Origin of the sequence: Spirulina sp. 06S082 (assembly GCF_034932145.1) — a bacterium.
Classification (GTDB): Bacteria; Cyanobacteriota; Cyanobacteriia; order Cyanobacteriales; family Spirulinaceae; genus CCY15215.
This window is the reverse complement of the sequence record NZ_JAYGHV010000134.1, coordinates 1-26,125: the sequence shown is the minus strand read 5'-3', so window position 1 is coordinate 26,125 and position 26,125 is coordinate 1. Positions and strand designations below refer to the sequence as shown.

The 26,125-nt window shown below is 41.5% G+C and carries 24 protein-coding genes and 2 pseudogenes; 16 read left to right on the top strand and 10 right to left on the bottom strand.

Features of this window, described 5'->3' with window-relative positions; all coding sequences use genetic code 11:
- Nucleotides 1-310: 310 nt before the first annotated feature.
- Nucleotides 311-3,097 carry a PA14 domain-containing protein gene (locus tag VB714_RS09480; RefSeq protein ID WP_323223462.1) on the top strand — a complete coding sequence of 929 codons (2,787 nt, stop codon included), beginning with the start codon at nt 311-313 and terminating at the stop codon, nt 3,095-3,097.
- Nucleotides 3,098-3,123: 26 nt separating this feature from the next.
- Nucleotides 3,124-3,654, top strand: a complete 531-nt coding sequence (locus VB714_RS09475) for a hypothetical protein (RefSeq protein ID WP_323223461.1) — start codon at nt 3,124-3,126, stop codon at nt 3,652-3,654.
- A gap of 23 nt (nt 3,655-3,677) precedes the next feature.
- Here VB714_RS09475 and VB714_RS09470 read toward each other — a convergent pair whose 3' ends face one another.
- Nucleotides 3,678-4,850: a leucine-rich repeat domain-containing protein gene (locus VB714_RS09470; protein WP_323223459.1), complete on the bottom strand. Its 1,173-nt coding sequence runs from the start codon at nt 4,848-4,850 to the stop codon at nt 3,678-3,680.
- 181 nt (nt 4,851-5,031) lie between these two features.
- Here VB714_RS09470 and VB714_RS09465 point away from each other — a divergent pair, with 181 nt between their 5' ends.
- Nucleotides 5,032-6,438 (top strand): CHAT domain-containing protein, encoded by a 1,407-nt coding sequence (locus VB714_RS09465; protein ID WP_323223457.1) that lies wholly within the window; start codon nt 5,032-5,034, stop codon nt 6,436-6,438.
- 115 nt (nt 6,439-6,553) lie between these two features.
- On the opposite strand, the gene VB714_RS09460 is transcribed toward VB714_RS09465, so the two are convergent.
- A complete protein-coding gene (locus VB714_RS09460; RefSeq protein WP_323223455.1) occupies nt 6,554-7,483 on the bottom strand; it encodes a leucine-rich repeat domain-containing protein in 930 nt (309 codons plus the stop codon).
- A gap of 124 nt (nt 7,484-7,607) precedes the next feature.
- On the opposite strand from VB714_RS09460, the gene VB714_RS09455 reads away from it, so the two are divergent.
- Nucleotides 7,608-9,023, top strand: coding sequence for a CHAT domain-containing protein (locus VB714_RS09455; RefSeq protein WP_323223453.1), 1,416 nt, complete (start codon nt 7,608-7,610; stop codon nt 9,021-9,023).
- A 216-nt stretch (nt 9,024-9,239) separates the two neighbouring features.
- Here the strand turns inward: VB714_RS09455 and VB714_RS09450 are convergent, their stop codons facing one another.
- A complete protein-coding gene (locus tag VB714_RS09450) occupies nt 9,240-10,301 on the bottom strand; it encodes a leucine-rich repeat domain-containing protein (protein ID WP_323223451.1) in 1,062 nt (353 codons plus the stop codon).
- A gap of 65 nt (nt 10,302-10,366) precedes the next feature.
- On the opposite strand from VB714_RS09450, the pseudogene VB714_RS27400 reads away from it, so the two are divergent.
- The 4 genes and pseudogenes from VB714_RS27400 to VB714_RS09435 all read left to right on the top strand — a co-directional run.
- Nucleotides 10,367-10,498 (top strand): annotated as a pseudogene (locus tag VB714_RS27400) (PA14 domain-containing protein); the annotation flags it as partial.
- 86 nt (nt 10,499-10,584) lie between these two features.
- Entirely contained in the window at nt 10,585-11,079 is a 495-nt protein-coding gene (locus tag VB714_RS09445; protein WP_323223449.1) for a hypothetical protein, read from the top strand.
- Complete coding sequence (locus VB714_RS09440) at nt 11,010-12,482, top strand: nidogen-like domain-containing protein (RefSeq protein WP_323223448.1); 1,473 nt, start codon at nt 11,010-11,012, stop codon at nt 12,480-12,482. The genes VB714_RS09445 and VB714_RS09440 overlap by 70 nt, the downstream gene beginning before the upstream one ends.
- A gap of 19 nt (nt 12,483-12,501) precedes the next feature.
- Nucleotides 12,502-12,927 (top strand): hypothetical protein, encoded by a 426-nt coding sequence (locus tag VB714_RS09435; RefSeq protein ID WP_323223446.1) that lies wholly within the window; start codon nt 12,502-12,504, stop codon nt 12,925-12,927.
- Here the strand turns inward: VB714_RS09435 and VB714_RS09430 are convergent.
- From VB714_RS09430 to VB714_RS09420, 3 genes are all read right to left on the bottom strand, one after another.
- Nucleotides 12,913-13,824: a leucine-rich repeat domain-containing protein gene (locus VB714_RS09430; protein ID WP_323223444.1), complete on the bottom strand. Its 912-nt coding sequence runs from the start codon at nt 13,822-13,824 to the stop codon at nt 12,913-12,915. The genes VB714_RS09435 and VB714_RS09430 overlap by 15 nt on opposite strands.
- A 136-nt stretch (nt 13,825-13,960) precedes the next feature.
- Nucleotides 13,961-14,995: a leucine-rich repeat domain-containing protein gene (locus VB714_RS09425; protein WP_323223443.1), complete on the bottom strand. Its 1,035-nt coding sequence runs from the start codon at nt 14,993-14,995 to the stop codon at nt 13,961-13,963.
- A 342-nt stretch (nt 14,996-15,337) separates the two neighbouring features.
- Entirely contained in the window at nt 15,338-16,075 is a 738-nt protein-coding gene (locus VB714_RS09420; protein WP_204106785.1) for a hypothetical protein, read from the bottom strand.
- A 78-nt stretch (nt 16,076-16,153) separates the two neighbouring features.
- On the opposite strand from VB714_RS09420, the gene VB714_RS09415 reads away from it, so the two are divergent.
- The 3 genes from VB714_RS09415 to der all read left to right on the top strand — a co-directional run bounded on the left by VB714_RS09415 (nt 16,154) and on the right by der (nt 20,651).
- Complete coding sequence (locus VB714_RS09415) at nt 16,154-17,137, top strand: endo-1,4-beta-xylanase (protein WP_323223441.1); 984 nt, start codon at nt 16,154-16,156, stop codon at nt 17,135-17,137.
- Nucleotides 17,138-17,552: 415 nt separating this feature from the next.
- Nucleotides 17,553-19,046 carry a UDP-N-acetylmuramoyl-L-alanyl-D-glutamate--2,6-diaminopimelate ligase gene (locus VB714_RS09410; RefSeq protein ID WP_323223440.1) on the top strand — a complete coding sequence of 498 codons (1,494 nt, stop codon included), beginning with the start codon at nt 17,553-17,555 and terminating at the stop codon, nt 19,044-19,046.
- A gap of 246 nt (nt 19,047-19,292) precedes the next feature.
- Nucleotides 19,293-20,651, top strand: coding sequence for a ribosome biogenesis GTPase Der (gene der / locus VB714_RS09405; protein ID WP_416309642.1), 1,359 nt, complete (start codon nt 19,293-19,295; stop codon nt 20,649-20,651).
- Between the two features lie 43 nt (nt 20,652-20,694).
- Here the strand turns inward: der and VB714_RS09400 are convergent, their stop codons facing one another.
- Both VB714_RS09400 and VB714_RS09395 read right to left on the bottom strand, forming a co-directional pair.
- The gene (locus tag VB714_RS09400; protein WP_323223438.1) at nt 20,695-21,111 is read right to left on the bottom strand and encodes a VOC family protein; all 417 of its coding nucleotides are present in this window, start codon (nt 21,109-21,111) and stop codon (nt 20,695-20,697) included.
- 35 nt (nt 21,112-21,146) lie between these two features.
- The gene (locus tag VB714_RS09395) at nt 21,147-21,659 is read right to left on the bottom strand and encodes a TIGR02652 family protein (protein ID WP_323223436.1); all 513 of its coding nucleotides are present in this window, start codon (nt 21,657-21,659) and stop codon (nt 21,147-21,149) included.
- Nucleotides 21,660-21,874: 215 nt separating this feature from the next.
- On the opposite strand from VB714_RS09395, the gene VB714_RS09390 reads away from it, so the two are divergent.
- Genes VB714_RS09390 through hrcA form a run of 5 tightly spaced genes read left to right on the top strand, consistent with a single transcriptional unit; the run spans nt 21,875 to nt 25,197 of the window.
- The gene (locus tag VB714_RS09390; RefSeq protein ID WP_323223434.1) at nt 21,875-22,405 is read left to right on the top strand and encodes a gamma carbonic anhydrase family protein; all 531 of its coding nucleotides are present in this window, start codon (nt 21,875-21,877) and stop codon (nt 22,403-22,405) included.
- A gap of 60 nt (nt 22,406-22,465) precedes the next feature.
- Nucleotides 22,466-22,930, top strand: coding sequence for a YbjN domain-containing protein (locus tag VB714_RS09385; RefSeq protein WP_323223433.1), 465 nt, complete (start codon nt 22,466-22,468; stop codon nt 22,928-22,930).
- Complete coding sequence (locus VB714_RS09380; protein ID WP_323223431.1) at nt 22,896-23,675, top strand: lipoate--protein ligase family protein; 780 nt, start codon at nt 22,896-22,898, stop codon at nt 23,673-23,675. Before VB714_RS09385 ends, VB714_RS09380 begins: the two co-directional genes overlap by 35 nt.
- A gap of 28 nt (nt 23,676-23,703) precedes the next feature.
- Nucleotides 23,704-24,051 carry a rhodanese-like domain-containing protein gene (locus VB714_RS09375; RefSeq protein ID WP_323223430.1) on the top strand — a complete coding sequence of 116 codons (348 nt, stop codon included), beginning with the start codon at nt 23,704-23,706 and terminating at the stop codon, nt 24,049-24,051.
- Between the two features lie 60 nt (nt 24,052-24,111).
- Nucleotides 24,112-25,197, top strand: coding sequence for a heat-inducible transcriptional repressor HrcA (hrcA, locus tag VB714_RS09370; RefSeq protein ID WP_323223429.1), 1,086 nt, complete (start codon nt 24,112-24,114; stop codon nt 25,195-25,197).
- 24 nt (nt 25,198-25,221) lie between these two features.
- On the opposite strand, the gene VB714_RS09365 is transcribed toward hrcA, so the two are convergent.
- Together VB714_RS09365 and VB714_RS09360 are read right to left on the bottom strand one after the other, a co-directional pair.
- Nucleotides 25,222-25,704: a hypothetical protein gene (locus tag VB714_RS09365; protein WP_323223428.1), complete on the bottom strand. Its 483-nt coding sequence runs from the start codon at nt 25,702-25,704 to the stop codon at nt 25,222-25,224.
- 110 nt (nt 25,705-25,814) lie between these two features.
- Nucleotides 25,815-26,125, bottom strand: a pseudogene (locus tag VB714_RS09360) (photosystem II q(b) protein); the annotation flags it as partial.

Genomic DNA, 26,125 nt, shown 5'->3' with positions numbered 1-26,125 from the left:
GAGAAAAGTAGCGGCAACTTTAGGAATTTCTCTTAAAGAAGTCAGTAGCGGCGTTTTGACCACGCCTGTAAGAGTCCATTACTGGACTACTTCCGAATCCCCGTCTCTTTAGAGCGGGGAGGGTCAACTGTCCCAAGAAATCCTCGAAACCCACGCCGAGAACCCCCAAATCATCAGTAACATCATTCTCGAAGAACTGGGACACTACCTCGATGTCAAACTCGAAACCGATGATACCCCAGGAGACGAAGGCGCAATCTTCGCCCGCGTAGTACAAGGAATCGACCTCGACGACCCGCAACTACAAGCCTTGCAACAAGAAAGCGATCGCCTCACCCTCACCCTCAACGGCGAAACCATCACCGCCGAACTCAACGGCACCGGACTAAGAGGAGAATACTATAACAGAGAAGACTTCGGACAACCGCAAACCAGCCGCATCGACCCCAACCTCAACTTCCTCTGGGGACTCGGAACCCCAGCCTGGGGTAGCGTCGGAGCAGATCGCTTCTCCATACGCTGGACAGGATGGCTAGAAGCCCCCAGCAGCGAAACCTACGACCTCACCCTTGAAGCCAACGGACGCAGCCGTATTTGGCTGCAAAACCCCGCTACTGGAGAATGGCACAAACTCCTCGACACCTGGAATCAAGGCGACCCCAACAGCATCACTACCCACAACCTCACCATCCCCTTCCCCCTGCAACAAAGCACCCACTACCCCATCAAAATCGAATATCAAGACGACATCGGCGAAGCCAGCCTCAACCTAAAATGGGAAAGTCCCAGTCGTCCCCTCGAAACCATCCCCAGCACCTACCTGCACCCAGGAGAACACCCCCTCCCCGGTACATCACAAACTGGAACAGGACTCAAAGTCAAACATTATCACCACCCCGACTTCGGGCTACTCGGCGGAGAAAACAACCAAAACAGCCAAATCCTGCACGACTGGGGCAACCAAGGCAGTATTTGGAGCGTTACCCCCCCCGACGGACACTCCAGCATCTGGACTGGACGCATCGAAGCCCCCACATCAGAAACCTATCAATTCCACACCCATGCCGACGGACGCACCCGAGTCTGGATTAAAGACCAACAAGGAGAATGGCATAAAATCCTCGAAGGCTGGGAAGAAGATACCGGAGGCATTCGAGAACGCACCGGCACAGTCCCCTTTGAATTCAGCGCCGGAAACCAATACGAAATCAAAATCGAATATCAAGACGACACCGGAAACTCCAGCATCGAAACCCTCTGGGAAAGTCCCAGCCGTTCTCCAGAAGTCATCCCCACTCAATTCCTCTATGCCGACGACTTAAGTGAAGAACCCGGCGTGCAAGCACAAGGAACAGGACCCAAAGCCAATTATTATCTTCACCAAGACTTCTCCCAGAAGCGATTTACCTGGCAAGAAAACGAAGCCAACCGAGACTGGGGCGGGCATTCTCCCTCCTACCTAGATATGCCCCCAGATGGTTGGTCGGGAATCTGGACAGGACAAATCGAAGCCCCCAGCACAGATATTTACAACATCTCCACCCGCGCCGATGGGAAAGTGAGATTTTGGTTACGAGAACCAGGAGGAGAATGGCAGGAATTGATAGAAGACTGGGAAGAAGACCCCAATACATCCCAACTCAACACCAGTCCAGGAGTGTTTCTGGAAGCAGGAGTGAAATATGATTTCAAGGCAGAATTCCAAGAGGAAATAGGAGATGCAGATTTAGAATTGCTGTGGGAAAGTGGTTCGAGGACGCGAGAAGTAATTCCCACAAAGTATATCTATGGGATTGAACCGGAATATGCACCGGAAGTGCAGGCAGCCGGGACGGGGGTAAATGCTCTCTATTTCAACAGCACGGAACCCAGTAGCACAGCTAATTTGGGAGGAGTTCCTCAACGGGTTGATATGGAATGGTACGGGGGGAATCCAGTGTATGGGTCTTTACCGAACGATAATTGGTCGGCACGGTTTACGGGCAAGTTGGAAGCGCCTTATAGTGAGGATTTTACTTTAACGACTCGTGCTAATGGGGGTTCGCGGGTTTGGGTTCGCGATCCTAATACGAATACTTGGTACAAGATTATTGAGAATTGGAGTGATAGTAATAGCAGTGTGGATATTGCTGGGGAGATTCCTTTCCGTTTGCAGGCGGGTGTGAAGTATGATTTTCAGGTGGATTATAAGGATGAGGTGGGGGATGCTCAGTTGAAGTTGCTCTGGGAGAGCGATTCTCGGTCTTTGGGGGTGATTCCCCAGGAGTTTTTGTATCCGGAACAGTTGACGATTCCGGTGGGGGTAGAGGGTCAAGGGACGGGGTTAAAGGGAGATTATTTTAATAATGAGGATTTCACGGATTGGGTGACGAGTCGCACTGACGCAGAGGTGGATTTTGCTTGGGGAAATGGTTCTCCGGATGAGGGGATGGATGCGGATACTTATAGTGCGCGCTGGACGGGGCAGATTGAGCCGCTTTATGATGAGGATTATACGTTTTATAGTGAGAGTGATGATGGGGTGCGGTTGTGGGTGAATGGAGTGCTGGCGATCGACCATTGGCAGAGTGGGGATTCTCAGCATAATTCTCAGCCGATTTCTCTGGAGGCGGGTCAGAAGTACGATATTAAGTTGGAGTATTTTGAGGATACTGGCGATGCGACGGCGAAACTGTTGTGGTCGAGTAATTCTCAGGTTAAGGAAACGATTCCTTCTTCTCAGTTATATCCAGCAGAGGTTTTAGCAAGTTGGTCTGGGGAAGTTACACCTCAATTTGATGAAGATTATACTTTTGAGGCATTTGCTGATTTTCCAGTTCGTTTAATTGTTAATGGGGAAGTAGTTCTCGATAATTTTGCCGATCCTGATGCGACAAGCGTGACGCTTCCTTTGCAGGCAGGAGAAACTTATCAGATCGAGTTAGAATCCTTAGTTGAGGAAAATTTGGGGTATTGGACTTGTTTGACTTTTGAGCATAGCGGAGGAGGTTCTGACGGAGGTTCTGGTGGAGGTTCTAGCGATCCGAGTTCGTGGTGTGTTGAGAGTCAATGGATTCCTACAGGAACTCAGTTTCATACTCGTCAGCCAATGCACTAAATCAGTACAAGTCAGCTAATATCAAAGTGAATTTAGCTCAACATTTAGATTGGGATCAAGCAAGCCGCAATGTGGGAACTACATTTGCACAATTTATTGCTAACACTATTTCTCATGAAATTGGTCATACCTTTGGTTTAAATGAGGCTTATGTGAATCAAAATGCTACGAATAATGGAACGATACTACCTACTCTTTCTCAAAGTAAAATTGATGATTTAATTCTAGCGTTAACAGGTCATCCAATAAATCTTACCTTTACAGAAGACGCTTTAGTCGATCAACCCTCTCAATTTGCTTATCCTTATGATATGATGATTGTAGGTTCTCCATTTCTTAATGATCGATTTTTTGCCGAATCAAATATATCTTTACTACAAGCAGCACTTGGAGTTCACAATGAAAATGAATTGCTTAATGATGCCAATCTAACAGTTTATCGTTTACCAAATGGTAATACTTACTTGCCTAATACAACTACACTTAATAAGTTTATTTCTCCTCTGGAGAGCTACCGTCGAACATATAATTTACCAAATAATAGTACTGCAATTTAATTTATAAAAACTATTGATTTCAATCAGTCAAATGTTGAATCGTAGTTAAAGCGACAAGCATTATTTAGCTGAATGGGACAGATTGGATCCCTATGGATAGTAAACTTAGATAGAGTAAGACTCTCTAATTCTGTTAGAGTGAATAATGGAGTTAAATCTGTTCTTATATCGATAGGATTAGAATAAAGTGAAAGAGATTCTAGATTAATAAGAGAAGATAACCCATTTAGATTGCTAATTTTATTATTACTGAGATCGAGACTACTTAGATTGATCAAAGAAGATAATGGATTTAGATTGCTAATTTTGTTATTGCTGAGGTTAAGACTACTTAGATTTGTCAAAGAAGATAATGGAGAAATGTCTTCTATTTGATTATTTGTCAGCCTCAAAAATTGTGATTTATTAAGATTAGAAAGAGGAGTTAAATCTTTGATTTTATTGTAATCAAGAAAAAGTTTTTCTAAATTAATCAAGGGTGAAATTAGTGTAATATCTGTGATTGACATATTAACTAAAAAAAGATATTTTAGTGAAGTCAGAGAAGAAAGAGGCTCAATACTTTTCACTGGATTAGATCCAATAGCAAGAGTTTCGAGATTGACAAGTTGAGAAAGAGGAGTAATATCTTCTATTTGATTAAAACTCACAACAAGTGCTTTTAAATTAGTCATTGATGAAAGTGATGTAATATCTTTTAATTGGTTTGAATCAAGCGAAAGACTTTTCAAATGCTCTAAAGAAGATAATGATGTCACATCTTCTATTTTATTAAAACTAAGTCTCAAATCTTTCAAGTTTTCTAAAGAAGAGAGCGGAGAAATATCTTGAATTTGATTGCCTGTGAGAACAAGAACTTCTAAGTGAGTTAAAGATGATATCGGGCTGATGTCTTCAAATTCACTATTTTGAAACGATAGAGATTTTTTCTGATTAAAAAAATGTTCGGCCTTTTGACAATTCCGAGTTTCTGCTCTTTCTAACAGCTTTTCTACAGTTTTTTTTGCAGATTGGTGTAGGTGATTTCTGTACCTACACCAATCTGCAAAGGAAGCAAATTCGCGAGTATCGATTTCAGGAGTAGAAGCAACAGAACAACTCTGAGTTAAACATATACTTAAAACACAAATTGGAGAAATTAAGTATAATATTTGTTGCTTGATATTTCTATTGGCAGCATTAAATTTATTCATCATAATAACTTATTTGATGAACTTGAATAAAGACTATGAATCTATTTTACCAAACAATTATAACATTTGAGTTGATTTAATATAAGTTAAGGAAACGATTCCTTCTTCTCAGTTATATCCGCCGAAGGAGCCGATTTTTGGGGCACAGTCTTTTACGCTTAATCAGGGAGATAGTGATAAGCGTTTGGCGGGGGTTTTGAAGGCGATCGATGTTTCTGGGTTGGAGGTGGAGGATACGGTGAAGTTATTGGCGGCGGGTCTTGAGTTTCCTCTTTCTCTTCAGGGTCAGGTTTCTATTGGCGATCGGGTTCAAGAAATTGAAATCGAGCGTATTGAGGAATTTAAGCGGAATATTTTGCTTAATGGGAAGTTATCAGAAGAAGAGATTGACAAAATTTCTATGGAGGCGATGCAGGCGAAATTGCAGCAAGCCGATCAGCAAGCTGATATGAAATCGGCTCTGGTTTATTTGACGGTTCGAGAGCGAGATGGTGTTGAAGGGGTTGAGGTTATTATGGTTCCTGGCGATCCAATTCAAGAACCCATTCATCGATTTGTTAAAGTTTCGTTTCGGGATTTGGAGGATAATTATAGTGATTTTTTTAAGTATGTCAAAAAAGCAAACAAAGGTTCTGTAAGAAGCACTGAATACATTTCTCCTGGAAAGTTGCTCTACGACACACTAATTTCTGAAATTGATGACGATCTGCGAACTCTGGGAATCGATCACCTACAGATTATCCCTGATGCGAGCCATAAGGTCGTTGGAACTGAGAGAAGATATACGGGATCTGGTGCTTCATCTCACAATGTTCTTATATCTCTTTTACAAAACATTCCCTATGGAGCTTTAGTCAATCCAGATACTGGCAAACACCTCATTGGGGAATTTAGCCTTGCTATTGCTCCAAGTTTTCATCTTACCGAGCCGCAGTATCAAGATATGAGAAATGCCGAAGGATTTATCCTCGCCGAATCGGAATTTGAGGATTCCAACAAATGGAGCAAACTTCCTTATGTAATTCAAGAATTTAATACAATTAACCACAGTAATGAAACCAAGATACCAGAGAATAACCGTTTTAATGCTAACAATCTAGAAAATGTTCTCAACTCTCTCAACATAAATCCACAGTTTTTACATATCGCGACTCACGGACAGTATTGGCGCAATTCTGATTCCCGTGATGATTATTTGGCCACCTACAAACCTGAAGATTACCTCTCTTTATACAAACTTTTAAATACATACAATTTTGATTCATTAGAATTGGCTGTTTTTTCTGCCTGCCAAGCTGCGATCGGCAACGCCTATCTAGAATATGGACTGGCTGGCGCAACTTGGTTGAAGGGGGCAGAATCAGTTATAGGAACTTTATGGGATGTTGCCGACGAGGAAACGGCAATAATAATGGATAAATTGCATACAATACGCGCAACCCAGGATATCCCGGTTGCCAAAATTTTGCAAGCCGCACAGATAGAAATGATTAACTATCCTAACCCTTTTCCCAACTTTTCCGATTCTTACAATTTGCGAAAGCATCCTTACTATTGGTCTGCATTTCAGCTTATTGGAAGCGGTCATTAAAAATGAGTTTCTCTAGCCTCCAGAGAGCCAAATTCAGTAAATTGAAAAATCAAGAGAATAGGAGTTTGTACTTTACCAATGCTCTCAGTTTGTTTGATGTTGATATCGCTTCAAATCAATCATGTATCGAATCGAAATAAATACGTTCCATACTCGGTATAGTCCACAAAATACTAAAATCATCAATGGGATTATCTTTTAAACTTACATCGGACAATTGCGTTAAACTGGTTAAGGGAGAAACATCGCTAACTTGATTATTGGGGAATTGAAGAATTACGAGTTGGTGCAGAGAAGCCAAAGGAGTCAGATCGCTAACTTGATTGAAACCGAGAGAAAGACCGGTTAGATTGACAAGAGTAGATAGAGGTGTCAAATCATCAATTTGGTTGGAAGAGAGAGAAAGATTCCATAGAGCGCTCAGATTTGAGAGGGGACTCACATTACTAATTCTGTTTCCTGATAACCACAATAACGTTAAATTTTTGAGGTTTGATAAGGGAGTCAGATCGCTAATGTCGTTATGACTCAAACTCAATTTACTTAAATTTTTTAAATTCGACAACGTAGTTAAATCTTGAATTCGATTTCTCTCAAGATGAATCTCGGTCAAATTAGTTAGAGAACTGAGTGGGCTAATGTCTTGGATATCATTTCGATTAAGACGGATTTCGGTCAGATTGGTTAGAGAACTTAAAGGCTTGATATCAACAACTTTATTACTTGTAAAACTAAGAAATGTGAGGTGGGTTAAAGATTGTAGGGGACTGAGATCGCTAATCCCTCGACCATTAAAACTTCCCAATCTAGTTATCTCTGAAAATCTTTGCTCTGCTTCATCACAGTCCTCAGTTTTAACCTTTCGTAATAACTCCTCCACTGTATGTCGAGTTTCTTCTGGCAAATTCTCTTTTGCCATACACCATTGCGAAAATCTCTTATAATTCGGGTTGGCTTGACTTGTAGCAATACCAAGTTGACTTCCCGTGATTCCAAGGATAAGAGCAAGAAAGATTTTCCAGCCACTAGATTTAAGTTTTTTCATTTTTCTATTTTTCTATTGAGCTTTTCCTATTTTAGATCGGATTATTATAATAAAGAACAACAGCAACAAACAATAGATATCTAGAGAAGAGAGTGGGGATTTTGTTGGGGGTGAGGGGAATTTTGTGGAGGATACGGTGCAGTTATTGGCGGCGGGTCTTGAGTTTCCTCTTTCTCTTCAGGGTCGGGTTTCTATTGGCGATCGGGTTCAGGAAATTGAACAACAGCGCATTGAGGCTTTTACGAAGGAGGAGTTAACGGATACGGAGATTGCAGAAATTTCCATGCGGGGAATGCAGGAGAAGTTGCAGCAAGCAGATACAGCAGTGGAAATGAAGTCGGCTCTGGTTTATTTGACTGTTCGGGAGCGAGATGGTGTTGAAGGAATTGAAATTATTATGGTTCCGGGCGATCCTAATCAATATCCCGTTCATCGGTTTGTTGAAGTTTCTTTTGTAGAGTTACGTCAAAATCTTACAGATTTTCGTAACGGTGGTATAAAAAAATATAAAAAATTAGCTTATCTAGAACCCGGAAAGTTTCTCTATGACAAAACTATTCTTCCAATTTACGAAGATCTCGAAAGGTTAAATATCGATCACCTACAAATCATACCCGATGCAGAATTTACACGAGGTTCACTCTCTTCAGCTTCTGTTTTACAATATATTCCCTATGCTGCTTTAGTTAATGCAGGAACTAATGAACACCTTATTGAGCAATTCAGTCTTGCGATTTCTCCGAGCTTTCATCTCACCGAACCGAAACATCACGATCTGAGAAATGCAGAGAAATTGGTTCTTGCAGAATCAGAATTTGGAACACATCTTCCATCATTACCAGGGGCTTTGGCAGAATTCAATATTGTTAACGAGAGTAACGCAGCAAGTATTCCCAATCATCGGCGCTTCAATGCCAGCAATTTACAAAACGGTCTAAATTCTCTCGATAATGTAAGTTCACCACAACTTTTACATATTGCAACCCACGGAGAATTCAAAGTAAATGAGAATCCTGATGATGATTATCTTTATACCGAAGATCCTCTACATCCTATATCGTTGACACAATTATTGGATGATTCTTATAATTTTGAGTCATTAGAATTAGCTATTTTTGCTGCTTGTCGAGCTGCGACCGGAGATAAATCATATGAGTATGGAATAGGGGGGACAATTTGGGCAAAAGGAGCAGAATCAGTAATTGGGACTCAATGGGATGTTAGTGATGTAGGAACAGCAGGAGCAATGTATGCTTTTTACACAATTCTTTCCAAGCGAGATTTACCGATTGCTAAAATTCTACAGGAAGTACAGCTTGCAATGCTAGAAAGTCGGATTTCAGTGAATGTGAAAACGGAGGTAGTAAATAATGAAAACACATATATAGTTACAATATCTTACACATTTATTAACAATGCTAATCAAGAAGAAACAGTGACTACCATTGTGCCAGAACCATTACGTACATATGCTAACTCTTTCATCTCAGAACATCCTCATTTTTGGGCACCCTTTCAGCTAATTGGTAGCGGTCATTAAATTATTATTCTATCTTCACATTTCTATAATTTCTCTCCGATCAATACTTCGTCTGTTTTCTTTCCCTGAGCTAAGAGCCAGATAATTTAGCAATGACTGCTTTCTATTCCCTCCTTGGCACTCTTATAGCGTTTTTCGAGCTCCTCTATACTCAGATGTGGGCTTATGCTTATTCGTCTTAGCATCTGTCTCATCCTTGCACCTCTACTCTCTTTATTATGATCTGTTATTAGTGCTTGATATAAGTTCTATTATATTGGGAAGGTTATATAAAGGACTAATATCTCGAATTTGATTGTTGCTCAAATCAACCCAAGATAATTGAGATAAGTTTGTCAGAGGAGTGATATCGCTAATCTGGTTTTCTTTTAGAGAAAGAGTATAGAGTTTATGAAGAGAAGTTAAAGGTGTCAAGTCTCTGATTTGATTGGAGTAAAGAGAAAGAATACCTAGATTAGTTAGCTGAGATATGGGAGTTAAATCACTAATTTTGTTTTTGTCTAGGTAAAGAGTATCGAGTTCATGAAGAGCCGCTAAAGGTGTCAAATCTTTGATTTGATTAGAGCTAAGATAAAGTCCATATAGATTCTTTAATTTAGCTAGAGGAGTTAAATTACGAATCTGATTGTTGTTTAAATCGAGACTATCTAGATTAATTAGACTGGATAAGGGAGTTAAATCTTCAATTTGATTCTGATCCAAGCCTAGTCTTCGCAGAACCATCAAACTAGACAAAGAAGTTAAATCTTCAATTTGATTGTGATCTAACTCAAGAATACTTAGTTTTTTCAAGTTCGCTAATGGAGTTAAATCTCGTATTTTATTCCTAGAAAGTCTGAGTTCAGTAAGATTGGTCAAAGGTTGTAATACACTAATATCCGTTATGTCATTATTCTCTAAATCGAGAAAGATTAGGTTGGTTAGAGATGACAGAATGCTAAAATCTTTAACACTGGTTTTGTGTACGCTAAGTCTTGTTATGTGGGTCAAAGATTGTAATGGACTGATATTTTTAATGTCTCGACCATAAAAACTGATTACGGTAAGCTCTAAAAGTTTTTGTTCTGCTTCATTACAATTCTCAGTTTTAGCCTTCTGCAACAACTTCTGCACCGTATGCCGAGTTTCTTCTGGCAAACTCTCCTTTGCCAAGCACCATTCTTTAAAACTTGTATAATCCGGGTTTGCTTGACTTGTAGCAATACTAAGTTGACTTCCCATGATTCCAAGGATAAGAGCCAGCCCAATTTTCCGGTTTCTAAAGTTTGTTTTTTTCATTTTTCCACCTTTCTATTCAAGTTTTCTCATTTTATCAATTTTCTAAGCTGGCATTGACGGAAGTTGTGAGTAAATGGTGTGTTGGTTGTGGATCGTTGGCAAAGTGGACGGGGACGATCTCTCCTCAATATGATGAGGTGTATAGGTTTGAGATTGATGCGGCGGAACCGGTGCGGGTTTGGATTGATGGGGTGTTGGCGATCGATGGGACGAATTTGCCGTTGGGGGAGGATGTTTCGGAGAATGTTTCTCTACCGTTAGATGCGGTGGGTCTTATGAGATTGTGGTGGAGTATTTGGATAATGATGAGGAGATTACGGGGGGATGGGCGAATCTCGATTGGAGTAGTCCTTCTCAGGAGAGTGTGTCTTTGCTTTGGGTTGATACTCCTTGGTTTGATTCGGCAGATAATCCCAATAATCCCGATCCGGGTACTTGTTGGGATTGGGATGGAATCATTGATTGCAACTCTCTTTCTCCCTCTCCTTTACCAGAATTACCTATTGATGGTGGCAGTGGACCAGATGGGTATTGGCAAACTCATATTTCTCGGGTCAATGAGCTTCGAGGGGAGTTGCTGGTGGAAGGAGATAATGATGATTTTGAGCTTATATTTGCGGCTCCTACTGTTGGGGGCAATGTAGACCAACGGGAGGTTTCTGTGCAGGGGAGGATCCTTTGGCGGCGTTTCTGGAGAAGACGGGGGATTTGGATTTTGTCGAGCAGTCTTTTACGCTTAATCAGGGGGATAGTGATAAGCGTTTGGCGGGGGTTTTGAAGGCGATCGATGTTTCTGGGTTGGAGAAGGATCGCTTGTTTGGGTCGGTGGTGACGGTGAAGGAGAAGGTAACGTTTGGGAATGAGGAAACCCAGACTGTGGAGACTCCTTATGCGCTTTATCGTTGGTTGGATGTGGTTGGGGGTCGGGAGGCTTTTGAGGAGACGGGGGCTACGGTGGCGTTTCATGAGAAGCTAGAGGATGAGTTGGGTAAGTTTGTCAAAATTAAAGAGGTTGACTTTTACTTGCCCGAATCGGTGAGTACGACGTTACAGACTAGCAGCGAAGATTTCCGGATACCCGAAGTGTTGCATGGAGAGGGGACGGTACAGTGGCGATTTATACCGGAGTTTCCGGTGGCGAAAGATTCGACCCAGGTGGAGACGGAGATTGCTTTAGGTCTTTCGGGTGTGGAAGGTCTGGAGATTGGCAAGTTGCTAACGCGAGGGAAGCCGCCGAAAAAAGTCGATTTAAGTGAAAATAAGTTGGTGGGAAATGATGATGATTCTTCGACGGCGATTCCTTTGGGGTTTGATTTTGATTTCTATGGTCAGACTTACGATAGTTTTTATCTCAATAATAATGGCACGGTGACGTTTGGAAAGCCTTTCTCGAAGTTCGATTCTAAGGGTTTTCCCAAGGATATTCCGATGATTGCTCCTTTTTGGGCTGATGTTGATACTCAAGACAGTGGTGAGGTTTCTGTTTCTCAGGGAGTTAGCGATCGCGGTAATTCTTACATTCAAGTTAATTGGCAAGATGTCAGTTATTTTGGCTCAAAAGATGATAAGAAAAATAATTTTCAACTGTATTTAGAAAACGATCCAGAGGGAGATTGGATAATTTTGGGTTATGACGATATGGAATGGACGAGTGGGTTAAAATCGAATGGAGTCAATGGATTAGGAGGGACGGGTGCCTTAATCGGTTCTAGTTCGGGAACAGGATCGAATATCAAATCTGTGAGTGTACCAACCACAGATGTAGAACTCTCGTTACTAGACAACACATCTTTCTTTTATGATTTGAGAACTGATGGAGATCCCGAATTGGTCGCAGAAGTTCCTTATCAAACAGCAATCAAGCCTCATCTTTTTAATGAAGATGATATCCGTAGTTGTATTATGGATATTCGTATACATTTTCAAGGAGCAATTGATGTGATAGATAATAATAGGGGAATTTATGATATATATAACAGCGATGAATTAATATTGGAGTTGGAAAGAATACGTGATACTGCGATCGCCGATTGTTATCAACGCAAAAACGAGCCTCAAAATTATTTTGTTTTGAGCAGTCGCGAACTCACAGAAAGATATGCCGATTTTTATGATCGAGAAGCAGTTCAAAAAAGAGTTAATATTTATCAGCTTGATAGAGTCTTAAATGGTGATTGTTAATGTTTAAATAGGATGAATCATGAAATTAAAACTACGTTTTTTAGCAGTTATCTTTCTCTTAACTGTTCTCAATTCAGTCTCTTGCTCAATTATTTTTTATGTAACATTCGATCGTTTGTTATATCCTTATTACGATATTTCAGATCCAAGAATAAATACTATTGTTAGTGGTCAAACTTTATTGGGTTTTATTGTTTTTACTGCTGTTGGTATCATTATTTCAATCTTAACATCTTCAGTTTCATTATTCTTTTTTTTGAGAGAATATAGAGCAAATCAATTCCTAAAACGTATCAGCTTTGGATTTGCAATAATTTCAGTAGTAGCATTACTTTTTTTGAGTTTTCGCTTCATAGAACTCTTGTATATCAATATATCTTTGGGAGGAGATTGTATTTTTGAACAACATTGTCAAAGTATTGAGCGGTCATTAATGTTCGTATAGCTCTCCACAGGAAAATTGAAGAGAAGCGGAAGTGGGAGTGAGAGGATTTCCTCTTAAACAAACACTTTCTCTGTTCTGAAAAACCACTAAAGAAGTGGCATCTTGAATTTGATTGTCATCTAAATTGATTATTCTGATATCAACTAATTGAGCTAAGGGACTGACATCTTGAATGCGATTGTCTTGCAACTCTAAAAACTGAAGTCGAGACATATTAGCCAAAGGAGAAACGTCTTCGATTTGGTTGTTACTGAGATCGAGACTGTCCAACTGTATGAGAGAAGCTAAGGGAGTTAAGTCACTAACTTGATTGTCAAGAAGACTAAGCCCCAGAAGATTGTTTAAATTAGTAAGAGGAGTCAGATCGTCAATTTTATTCCAATCAAGGAACAAATCTTCAAGCTGATATAAGTTGGCAAGGGGAGACAGATCGTTGATATTGTTGCTGCTTAAGTTTAAATATTTAAGCTGGCTTAAGTTGGAAAGAGGAGTTAGATCGCTAACTTGGTTTGAGCTTAAGTTGAGTTCCCTAAGATTTTGCAAATTTGATAAAGGAGTTAAGTCACTAATCTGATTGCCATATAGTTTGAGCTCGACAAGATGTGTTAAAGATTGCAAGGGACGAAGATCGCTAAGATTCTCATCCTCTAGATCGATAGAGGAATAGATCGATAGTTTAATATTGGCATCATAACAATCCTCCGTTCTTATGGATTTAAGTAATACTTCTACTGTATACCGAGTTTCTTCGGGCAAACTCTCCTTAGCCTCGCACCATTGCCGGAAACTCGTATAATTTAGGTTCGCGTGACTTGCAGCAATCCCCAATTGACTGCCGATCGCTCCGAGAATGAGAGCCAGTCCAATTTTCCAGTTTCTAAAGTTCGTTTTTTTCATTTTTCTAACGTTCTAACCTTTCTCATTCTATCAATTTTAGAAGGTAAAATTGTGGACTTGGAGTTGCTTGGGAAAGAGGAGCAAATTTTCTAATAGCTAAGATTTTTGCTATTCTGTATTTAGATTAACTTGAAGATTAGTAGATACAGTCAGAAAACTGAAGAGGTGCAGAGGTTAGATGCAAGGAATTTCCCTCCAAACAAAGACTAGCTATAGTTTTTAGATTTGCCAAAGGAGTCGCATCCTCAATCTGGTTATTTTCTAGATTGAGTTCTCGAAGATTAGAAAGGTTTGTTAAAGGACTGATATCGCGAATCAGATTATTATCTAAATCTAAAAAAAGCATTTGAGATAAGTTAGTTAAAGGAACTAAATTAATAATTTTATTTCTTGATAAGCTGAGAGATGTTAGTTGAGTAAGAGAGGCAAGAGGAGTTAAATCATTAATTTGATTATCTGTTACATAGAGTGTATAAAGAGAATTCAAGTTAGAGATGGGTTTCAAATCATCAATTTGATTATTATTTAGGTCGAGATCTGTAAGATTGTTCAGAGTTGAAAGAGGTGATAGCTCATTAATTTGATTATTGCTTAAGTCAAGATACTCAAAATTAATTAAGTTAGAAAGAGGAGTTAAATCACTAATTTGATTTGAACCTAAATTAACAATTGTCAATTCTTTTAATTTAGATAAGGGGGTCAAATCATTAATTTGGTTATAATGTAGCTCAATTTCGGTAAGAAAAATAAGATATTTGAGTGGTTCAATATTATCAATTTTATTACGAGACACATCTACTTTACTTAGTCTTGTTAGATATTGTAAAGAATTAATATTACTAATATTGTTACCGCTTAAGTTAAGTCTAGTAAGATTTACTAAATATCGCAAAGGACTAATATCAGTAATATTCTTACCACTCCATGATAATAAAGTCAGACGTGATACTCTCCAATCAGCTTCATCACAATCGTCTGTTTCTACTTTCTTTAGTAACAGTGCTACCGTATGGCGAGTTTCTTCTGGTAAACTCTCCTTTGCCAAACATAATTCTTTAAAACTCGTATAATTCGGGTTGGCTTGACTTGTAGCAATACTAAGTTGACTTCCCATGATTCCAAGGATAAGAGCAAGAAAGATTTTCCAGCCACTAGATTCAGGTTTCTTCATTTTTCTATTTTGCTATTGAGCTTTTCCTATTTTAGATCGGATTATTACAATAGAGAACAACAGCAATAGACAATATTAAAGAACTTGAACAACAGCGCATTGAGGCTTTTGCTAAAACTGATGTTAAGAATTGGTACAGAGGAGATGTTATTTTTGCTGGTTGGGCTGGAGGCTATGGAAATCGAGTTATCCTAAAATCTAAAGACCTTAAATTCAACTATAATGGGGGGAACAGGTGGAAACTATGGCACTCATGTGGATTTTCGTCTTTGGACAGAGATTAATGGAAATATGGCGATCGCCAGAATTAGGCTCTCTACTTTGGTATGCTGGAGCAGGTTGTTAGTTTTGAATATCGTTCTGATGTGAAGATCGCCCTTCCTCTAATTTTTGGGCTAAAGCACGATATCCCTTCACATTCAAATGTCCAATCTCATCAATACACCATCCTTCTTTTTCGCAACGATCTATTGTTTCAAAACCTGCTATTCTCGAGGGATGTTGTTCTTGCAAGTAATGATAAGTCGGTGGTAGATTGAGCCAATCCGGTAATTTTTTCTGTAGTGCTAATAATAAATGTGGGACTAAAATTACATTGGGATAAGTATTAAGAATCCAATTCACCATTTCCAAATAATTGCTTAACAATAGTTCTCGATCTTGTTGGTTAATGGTTTGATAATACTTGGCTTTATAACAATATCTCTGCCAGATGGCATAAGTCCAAAACCGCTTTTCAGGAGGATAATGCAAGCAAGAACGCAAGCGATCGAGAATGCGAATATTATTGAGTTCCGATGAACAACACCAATAGATAATCTCCGTGCGAGGACTGAGAAAATCGAGATATCGCTTCAACCATATCTCATTGACTGGACATCCCGATACCGACCAACAGAAATATTGGCTAAAGGCGGAAAGTTCGGGAATATTGGCATTACTATCGCCAATCAAAGCGTAACGATGTTGTTGAGGATCGAAGGAATAAAATTTCTGAGAAAACTCAAAATTCTCTCTAGCGTGCTTCCACCAATGTTCACCTTTACGAATAATACGTTTTTCCCAAGAATGACCGAGCATATTCCAGTATTATATTATTTAGTATTACAAGCTAAATAATCATAGCAAAAATTCAATTCCAACCCACACGATCGCATCATGCCGCTCAAAAACTACCTTCCTAACTTCAAATTTGGCACCGCCGTCAACCACAAAATCCTCCTTGACGAAACATCCCCTCTCCATACCATTCTCCCTCGCGAATTCGACTTTCTTGTTCCCGAATGGGAGATGAAATTCTATTCTATTCGCCATTCTCCCCAGGATTACGACTTTGCCAAAGCCGATCGCCTTGCCGAATTTGCCCGTACTCACAATCTGACCTTGCGCGGACATTGCCTCTGCTGGCATTTAAGTAGTGCTTCTTGGTTACGAAAACTCACAAAGCTGGAACTTGAAAACGTCCTGCGAGATTACATTTTCACCACCGTCGATCGCTATAAAGATGTCTGCACTGCTTGGGATGTGGTCAACGAAGCGATCGCCGACAATGGCAAAATTCGCAAATCTATCTGGAGTCAGATCGAAAATTTTATCCCCAAATGCTTTCAATGGGCGCACGAAGCCGATCGCCATGCTCATCTCATTTACCTCGATTATTGCCTCCACACCCCGACGCGATGGAAGGCGATCGCGCAAATGGTTAAAGAAATGAAAGAGAATAGCATCCCCATTCACGGTGTGGGTTTGCAGGTGCATAACGAAGTTTTTAGAACCCTAGGGATTGCCAAATGGAGACTTCCCAACCTAATCCGACAACTGCAAAGCCTCGGGGTTGCGGTTCACATTAGCGAAGTTTCTATTCCTATTTATCCTCCCGCCCAAAACCTACCCTTACAAGCAAAGTACGCCTTACAAGGGAAAGCCTATGCTAAAGTTCTTGATGTGGCTCTCACTTCTGGCTGTAAAAGTTTTAATCTTTGGGGGTTGAGCGATTGCCATGCCTTTTACAAACCCCCAGAGGGCGATCGCAACTCCACCCCTTGTACCTTTGACCGAGAATTGCAGCCCAAACCCGCTTATTTTGCCCTGGAAACGGTGCTTAAGCGTTATTGTTACAGTACAGTGCAACTCGTGCAGTAGTTAGAGAATTAACGGGTCAGGAACCTCAGCCTAAAGGCGTGAGGCTTGAAAGAGAAATCTGACAAGCCATTCTGACCAGACTAAGTACCCCGCGTACTACGTTATTTGGGTCACGACACCTTGGAATGCGAAGCTAGTTCCCCGCTCTGTCGTTAGCAGTTAAACAATTTTAAGGTCACTGAAATAGTGCTGCTAACCTAACAAGCCAAAATAACCTTGTCGAAGCTAACATTACCCTAGAAATAGGAGGCTCGAAAGAGCAAAAACGCTATGCGTACAGGGTTGTTTAATTAGATACAGTAATTGTCCTGTTAAAAGTGCAATACAAAAGCACCCTAATTGAACAACTCCAAGGCGGTAGCGAAACTAATATAAAGCCGTCCTATAAGGACGGGGTTTCTACCCAATTTTTCTGATGAAATTAAAAGAATTATTAGCCAATATCCCCGAAATTCACCAATTCCCCGAACATCCTGCCCTAGAAACCGATATAAAAGGACTCTCCACTAACTCCCATGCTTGCAAAGCGGGGGATTTATTTATCGGAATGCCAGGGACGCGAGTAGACGGGGGAGAATTTTGGGATAGCGCCATCGCTTCGGGGGCGATCGCGGCCTTAATTACGCCCCAAGCTGCGGCCAAGCGTCCTCCCACAGATAATGCTTGTCTCATTCAAGGGGAAAATATCGCCGTCACCTGTGCCAAAATCGCAGCAAAATTCTACAGTTATCCGACTCAACAATTAAAGGCGATCGGCGTGACGGGAACCAATGGCAAAACCACCACAACTCATTTAATCGAGTTTTTTCTGCATTGTATCCAGTCCCCCACCGCCTTACTCGGTACTCTTTACACGCGCTGGCCGGGATACGAACAAACCGCAGTGCATACGACTCCCTTTGCCATCGACCTACAGCAACAACTCGCGGCAGCCGTTAAAGGAGGAAGTGAATATGCAGTTATGGAAGTGAGTTCCCATGCGCTAGACCAAGGGCGAGTTAAAGAATGTCGCTTTGAAGTCGGAGTTTTTACTAATCTCACGCAAGATCATCTCGATTATCATGCGACAATGGAAGACTATTTTGAAGCTAAAGCACTGTTATTTAGTGAAGAATACCTGAAAGGACGAGGAATTATCAACTTAGACGATCCCTACGGGAAACGCTTAATCGATCGCCTCCCCGGCGATCGCGTCTGGAGTTATAGTAGCGCCGATTCTAGCGCCGATTTGTGGATGAGTAATCTCGTTTATGAAGCCAATGGGGTTAAAGGAACAATTCACACTCCTAAAGGTGAAATTCCTTTTCAATCTCCCCTCGTCGGTCAATTTAATTTGGCAAATCTCCTCGCAGCCCTGGGAACCGTCCTACATTTTGGTGTAGAATTAGAGCAAATTATTCCCCATTTGCCAACATTTTCCGGAGTTCCAGGACGCATGGAACGAGTGCAAATTGATCCCGATCAAGATATTAGCGTTATTGTCGATTATGCCCACACTCCCGACAGTTTAGAAAATATGTTAAAAGCAGCGCGTCCCTTTATTCCAGGTAAAGCGATCTGCGTCTTCGGTTGCGGTGGCGATCGCGATCGCACCAAACGTCCCAAAATGGGTAAAATTGCCGCAGAATTAGCCGATCTTGCCGTCGTCACTTCCGATAATCCCCGTACAGAAGACCCCGAAGGCATTTTAAAAGATATTTTGGCAGGAATTCCTTCGGAAATAAAACTGATTGTTGAAGGCGATCGCGCTGAAGCCATTCGCACAGCAATTGTCAACGCAAAACCAGGAGATGGAGTATTAATTGCCGGAAAAGGTCACGAAGACTATCAGATTTTAGGCACCGAAAAAATTCATTTTGACGATCGCGAACAAGCCAGAGAAGCCCTACAATTAAGACGCAAAAAATAACCACCTAGGGGCGTAATATTTGCGCCTCTATCCCCAATAAAAATAGTAGACTGAGAGCGAGATGACGAATCAAAGCGAGATTTTCCGGGGAATGACCCGTGCGAATCTTAGGTTTGCCCTGGGTCTGCGATCGCTAAGGGGGCAGTTTTCTGTTTAATTCGCTATCATAGGAAGATTGCCCTTACTTTAGCGCGATCGCCAGTTTTCCTTCCCTTTTATTGACAAAATTCTAAATCAATTATTACCATGTCTCTCCCTATTATTGCTATTATCGGTCGTCCCAATGTGGGCAAATCTACCTTTGTGAATCGTCTAGTGGCGAATCGTATTGCGATCGTTCACGATGAACCTGGAATCACCCGCGATCGCACTTATCAAGAAGGATTCTGGGGCGATCGTGACTTTCTGGTAGTGGATACAGGAGGGTTAGTTTTCGACGACGATACAGAATTCCTCCCGATGATTCGCGAACAAGCAATGGCGGCGCTACAAGAAGCAAATGTGGCTATTTTAGTGGTAGACGGACAAACCGGACCCGTCCCTGCCGATGCCGAAATTGCCCAATGGTTACGCCTACAACCCGTCCCTTTCTTTCTCGCGGTCAATAAATGCGAATCTGCGGAAGAAGGACTCGTACAAGCGGCACAGTTTTGGGAACTCGGTTGCGGGGAACCCTATCCCGTCTCTGCTATTCACGGCAGTGGTACAGGAGAATTGCTGGATGAAGTGGTGAAGGTATTACCCGCAAACGAAGATATTCCCGATATTCCGGAAACGAAAGTGGCAATTATCGGTCGTCCTAATGTAGGCAAATCGACTTTACTAAATATGCTAACCGGGGAAAATCGTTCTATTGTCAGTCCGATTTCTGGGACGACTCGAGATACGATTGATATGCGAGTCGAACGGGATGGAAAGTATTATCGTCTTATCGATACGGCAGGTATTCGTAAAAAGAAAAATGTACAATATGGGGCGGAATTTTTTAGCATTCATCGCGCTTTTAAAGCCATTCGTCGCGCCGATGTGGTTATTTTTGTTTTAGATGCCGTTGATGGCGTAACGGAACAGGATCAAAAATTAGCAAATCGGGTTATGGAAGAAGGTCGTGCAGCAGTTGTAGCCATTAATAAATGGGATGCCGTGGAAAAGGATTCTTACACGATTTATGATTACGAGAAACAAATTAAAGACCGCTTGTATTTTTTGGATTGGGCTGAACCTTTATTCATTAGTGCTTTGACTGGACAACGGGTAGATAAACTTTTAAATCTTGTCGATACGGCTTATGAATCCCATCAAAGGCGCGTTACTACGGCTGTAGTTAATGAAGTGTTACAAGAGGCAGTTGAATGGCATTCTCCTCCGACTTCTCGTCAAGGCAAACAAGGGAAAATTTACTACGGAACTCAAGTTAGCACTCAACCTCCTACTATTACCCTTTTTGTCAACGATCCCAAGCGTTTTAATGAGGGTTATCGCCGCTATATCGATCGCCAATTCCGAGAACAGTTAGATTTCACGGGTACTCCTATTCGCATTCTTTGGCGAGGGAAAAAGGTACGAGATTTGGAAAAAACGGCAAACAAAGCTACGAGGGTTTAAGGAAGGATGTATCGTAATTTTTTGTAAAACCAAGAGAGAATTACTAACTCAAAACACGAATGAATTCTAAAGGTAAACCATCCCGATCGCGGATAAACGCGACCTCGTAAATGCGATCGCCGATCGCCTGCTGTTCTGGTTCTAATAATACCTGAATTGGCTCTTCTCCAGCTTCTTTCAACTGTTCTTGAAACTGTTTTAACCAAGTTGGTAAATCGGGAGTGAGTTCCGTCAAATCAAAAGATAAATGATAATAACCCACATAATGTTCATCCCCAAAAGCATCGGCTGCAGGAGTGGGTTCGGGAATTTGAATCAGTTCGATGCGCCCCCCCAATCCTTCCAGCCAACAAGCTAGAGTGTAACCCGTTGTAAACCGCTCTGTCACCGTAAAACCTAACTTTTCATAAAAGGCGATCGCCGCATGAATATTAGCCGTGCGAATCGAAACATGGTGCATTATTAATGATTAATGACGAACAAACTCTGCAAAAACTATTCAAATAACCGAAAATAAGGATAGCGAGTCGGCATTCCAGGTTCTTTTTCTAAGGAGAAATTAATAATATCCCAACGGGGATCGTCGGAAGATTTGGGGCTAAAAGAAACAGGTAAACCATATAAGCGCGGAACTTTTGTTTCCGTAGCATTATTGTGCCGAGGAATACTGCGTTCGAGATAAGCACTTACCAATTCTTGGTAACGATGGGCGATAATAACTTTGGTCGCTTTGTAACCTTGAGTGTAGAGGCGATCGAGGGCTTCGTGAATTTCAAAACGAATGCCGTCGGGATGAGTATGCTGGCGATACCATTCCTCCTGCCATTGTCGCCAATGTCGTCCCGACTGTAAATGAACCAGTTCGCCAGTTTGAGGGTCTGACTCAAAGGCACCATGACGAGGACAGAGATAAGTATCCGTCAGAGTCAGCGCGGGAATAGTTTGACGACAGTGGGGACATTTAATCTCCGCACCAAAAATGGGATAGTGTAAAGCAGGATTGATCATAGATTACTCTCGATTTCCGTTTGAGCAGGCAAGCCTTATCTGAAACAATTCCCAAGCGGGGTAGGGTGGTTTTATTATAAGTCATCCGTACAATACCCACGCGCTTTAAGCTGTGGCCAGATTAAATTCATTAAAAATATAGCGATCGCATTGCATTTTTCTACTTGGCGATCGTGCCATCTTCAGACAATCACAACGTCTCAACTAAAAAAATAATGAATGATTCTCCTCTCTATTGGCCTTCACCGGATACCACTTTAGCTGCTTTTATTGCCCCCAATGCAACGGTTATGGGTCGCGTTTCCTTAAAAGAAGGAACGAGTATCTGGTACGGTGCCGTGGTGCGAGGAGATGTGGAACGGATTGAAATTGGCGCTTATACTAATGTTCAAGATGGGGCGATTTTACACGGCGATCCAGGTAAACCGACGATTTTAGAAGATTATGTCACCATCGGACATCGCGCTGTAATTCACTCTGCGGCGATCGAAACAGGCTGTTTGATCGGTATTGGGGCGATCGTTTTGGATGGCGTGCGGGTCGGGACGGGGAGTATTATAGGGGCAGGATCTGTTGTCACCAAAGATGTTCCCCCGCGATCGCTGGTTATTGGGGTTCCAGGCAAAAAACTGCGGGATGTTTCCGACCAACAAGCAGCAGAACTGATCGAACACGCCCAACGCTATGAGAAACTGGCTTTAGTTCATGCTGGAAAGGGAACTGATCTGGGCTTTGTTGATAGTTGATAGCTGATAATTGCTAAAATTGATAACTGATAACCGATCGCGGATAATTGATAATCGATTATGACAATGCAAAATTTAGAAACTCTAGTTGCAGATGATAGCGAACTTGACTCAGAGGCAACCAGTTACAAAGATTTGATAGAAACGGTTATTTCCAGCTTGGCACAAGATGATAGTGCAATGGTTAACCATACCCAAGAGGGATACCTCTGGAAATTTCAGTACGGTAGCGTCGAGGTCTTCGTTCAGTTAACGGGAGAAACCGACGACGATCTCCTCACGGTTTGGTCGCCAGTCTTGCAACTTCCCGTTAAAAATGAACTCGATTTAATGAAAAAATTAATGGAGATGAATTGGTCGGGAACTTTTGAAACTTGTTTTGGGATTTTTGGCGATCGCATTGTTGTCTCTTCTCAACGCGCTGTAGCTGACCTCTCTGCGACGGAAATTTCCCGCACCATTACCCTTGCTGCAACCATTGCTGACGACAATGACGATGCTCTCCAAGCCGAATTCGGGCAGTAATCTCACTCTACCCCATCAATGGCGTTTTATACCCCTGATTGAGGCTTCTGGGGCGACCCAAATGGCGATCGATCGCTGGTTATTTCAGCAGCATATTGCGGGAAATGCTCCTCCAACGCTACGATTTTATACTTGGAATCCTGTGGCTATTTCCTTGGGCTATCATCAATACCAATACCCAGAATTTTGGCAGCAGTTAAAATGGCAAGGAGAGGCGATCGAATTAGTACGCCGTCCTACAGGAGGTCGGGCGGTTCTTCATCAGGGAGATTTAACCTATATGGTGGTAGTATCGGGACTATCGGGAACGCGATCGCAAACTTATCAACAAATTTGCTCGTTTTTAATAGCAGGGTGGCGATCCCTCGGTATCAATCTACACTACGGCCAAGCTGGGCGAGGATACATCAAACAAGCCAGTTGTTTCAGCAGTGCAACATCGGCGGATTTAGTTACAGAAAGCGATTACAAATTCATTGGTAGCGCCCAATATCGTCAGGGAAACGCAATTCTACAACATGGAGCGATCGCTCTTTCTCCCAATAGAGAATTATATCGGCAAGTTTTCGACAAATTACCCACAGGTTTTTCCCCCGATCGACAATGGGATCTACGCCAAATTATCGCAACCCTTAAAACTGCTGCAAGAGACTGTTTTAATATTGAGTTAATAACTCAACCTCTAAGCGCATTCGAGAGAGAAACTGCTGAGAATAGTAGTCTTATCCCGATCGCCGATGAATAGTGACCGATACTGATTACCGATTATTAAAATGATTGAAGATCCCCAAAGCAAAATTACCGTGGAAGAACTCGCCCAGCGCATGGTAGAAAAGAGTGAAATCTTACAACTCATTGACGTGCGAGAACCCGAAGAGATTGCGATCGCGCATATTGCAGGATTTGAAGTTTTGCCTTTGAGTCAATTTAACGATTGGTCAGAGGATATCAAGCAGCGTTTTAATGCTGAATCCGAAACTCTTGTTCTCTGTCATCATGGAATGCGATCGGCGCAAATGTGTCAATGGCTACGAAGCCAAGGCTTTACAAATGTTAAAAACATTACGGGTGGCATTGAGGCTTACGCTTGTTTAGTAGATGCCAGTCTGCCTCGATATTAATCAAGATTGTTTTCTTTTCCTTGTAATAATATTCATCCTTTTTGAGCAATTTTTTTACTAATGTTTTCTTCCTTTGATTTAAGCGATCGCCATCAATCCATTCTTTCTGCTACAATCCGCCATTATGTGGCCACAGCAGAACCCGTCGGTTCAAAAACCCTCGCCAATGAATATGATTTTCAAGTCAGTCCCGCTACAATTCGCAATGCAATGGGACGCTTAGAAAAAGAAGGATTGTTGTATCAACCCCACACTTCTGCTGGTCGTATTCCTTCCGATTCGGGTTATCGTATTTATGTCGATCGCCTGATGGACCCCGATGAAATCTGGCGCGAACAAATTATTGATTTATATACAAAACAATTAGATTGGAATACTTATAATCTAGAAGTTCTACTCCAACGCGCCACCCAAATCTTAGCCACATTAAGTGGTTATATTGCCTTAATTACCCTACCCCAAAACCCGCGAGATTGTATCCGACACTTACAACTCGTTCCCGTTAATGAAAAACAAGTGATGTTAGTGGTTATCATGGAGGCTTATAAAACTCAATCAATTTTAATGGATTTGGCGATCGCCAATGCAGAAGAACAAGAATATGATGAAGAATTGATTGCTGATGAATTGCAGATTCTCTCTAACTTTTTAAATAGCAAATTACGGGGAAAATCTTTCTCAGATTTAAGTAGCTTAGATTGGGTCGAACTCGATCGCGAATTCCAATGCTACACAGATATTTTGAAAAATTCCCTAGAAGAATTAAACAAATATTTCCACAAACCCGCCTATACTCCAATCTTAATTCGCGGTATTTCTGAAGCCTTGCGCCAACCGGAATTTTCTCAAGTTCATCAAGTCCAAACTTTATTACATCTCTTAGAAGAAGAACAAGAACAACTCTTTCCTCTCATTTTTGAATTACCTGAAAGTGAAAGTAATAGCAAACGAGTTACTGTCCGCATTGGTTCAGAAAATCCCCTCGAATCTCTCAATCTTTGTACCCTAATTTCTGCCCGCTATCATCAAGGTGATATTCCCATTGGTAGTGTCGGACTGATTGGACCGACGAGGATGCTTTACGAGAACGCGATCGCCCTTGTTGAAGCCTCTGCGGACTATCTTTCCGAAGCCCTGAATCGCTAAAAAACAACCTTGAAAAATTTGATTCTAAGAACCTCCGCGATCGCGCCACCGTCGTCCCCAAGTTTGGAAATATAAGAAAAAAGGAAACTGATAATATTCAATCGCCAGCCACAATAAACAGATTAAATGAGTAACAAAAACAATCCCCATCCAAACCAAAGGAAACCAAGCACCGCGACTTCCAGGTAAAGGAGGAAAAAGATAAGCAGAAAATCCTACCAAAATAGAAGGTAAACTGACAAATAATAATCCTCCGAACCAATAGCCCCAATGAGGTTCAAAACCAGCGCGATTGGAGTCTTTCCAGCGCTTTCCCGTCCAATGCCAGGTTAAAGCAATCTCGCTATCTGCTAATTTAAGTTGTTGTTGCTCCCAATCCGGTGCAAAAATATGAGAGCAAGTATCGCAATTCATGGCTTCCATTAAAGTCATGGTGGCAATTTGACCGCAGCGACAAACGGGACAAGGATAAATTCCTCTTTCTGATAAAGGATTAATATTTTTCATTTAAGGCGATCGCCTGAAATTATTTACAAAAATCAATAAAGCCCTCCAGACGGAGGGCTTTGATTAGATTATCTTAGGGTCGAAACACTCTAAGCAAGTCTATTTTCAACTTAACCGTTGATAACAGGAGCTTGGAGAGCAACAGGTGCAGATTCGCCCGCCGCTAAATCTAAGGGGAAGTTATGAGCATTGCGCTCGTGCATTACTTCAAATCCTAAGTTAGCGCGGTTGAGGATGTCCGCCCAAGTGTTGATGACGCGACCTTGAGAATCAAGAATAGATTGGTTGAAGTTAAATCCATTCAAGTTAAATGCCATGGTGCTGACACCTAAAGAGGTGAACCAGATTCCGATTACCGGCCATGCTCCTAAGAAGAAGTGCAGGGCGCGAGAGTTGTTGAAGCTGGCATACTGGAAGATTA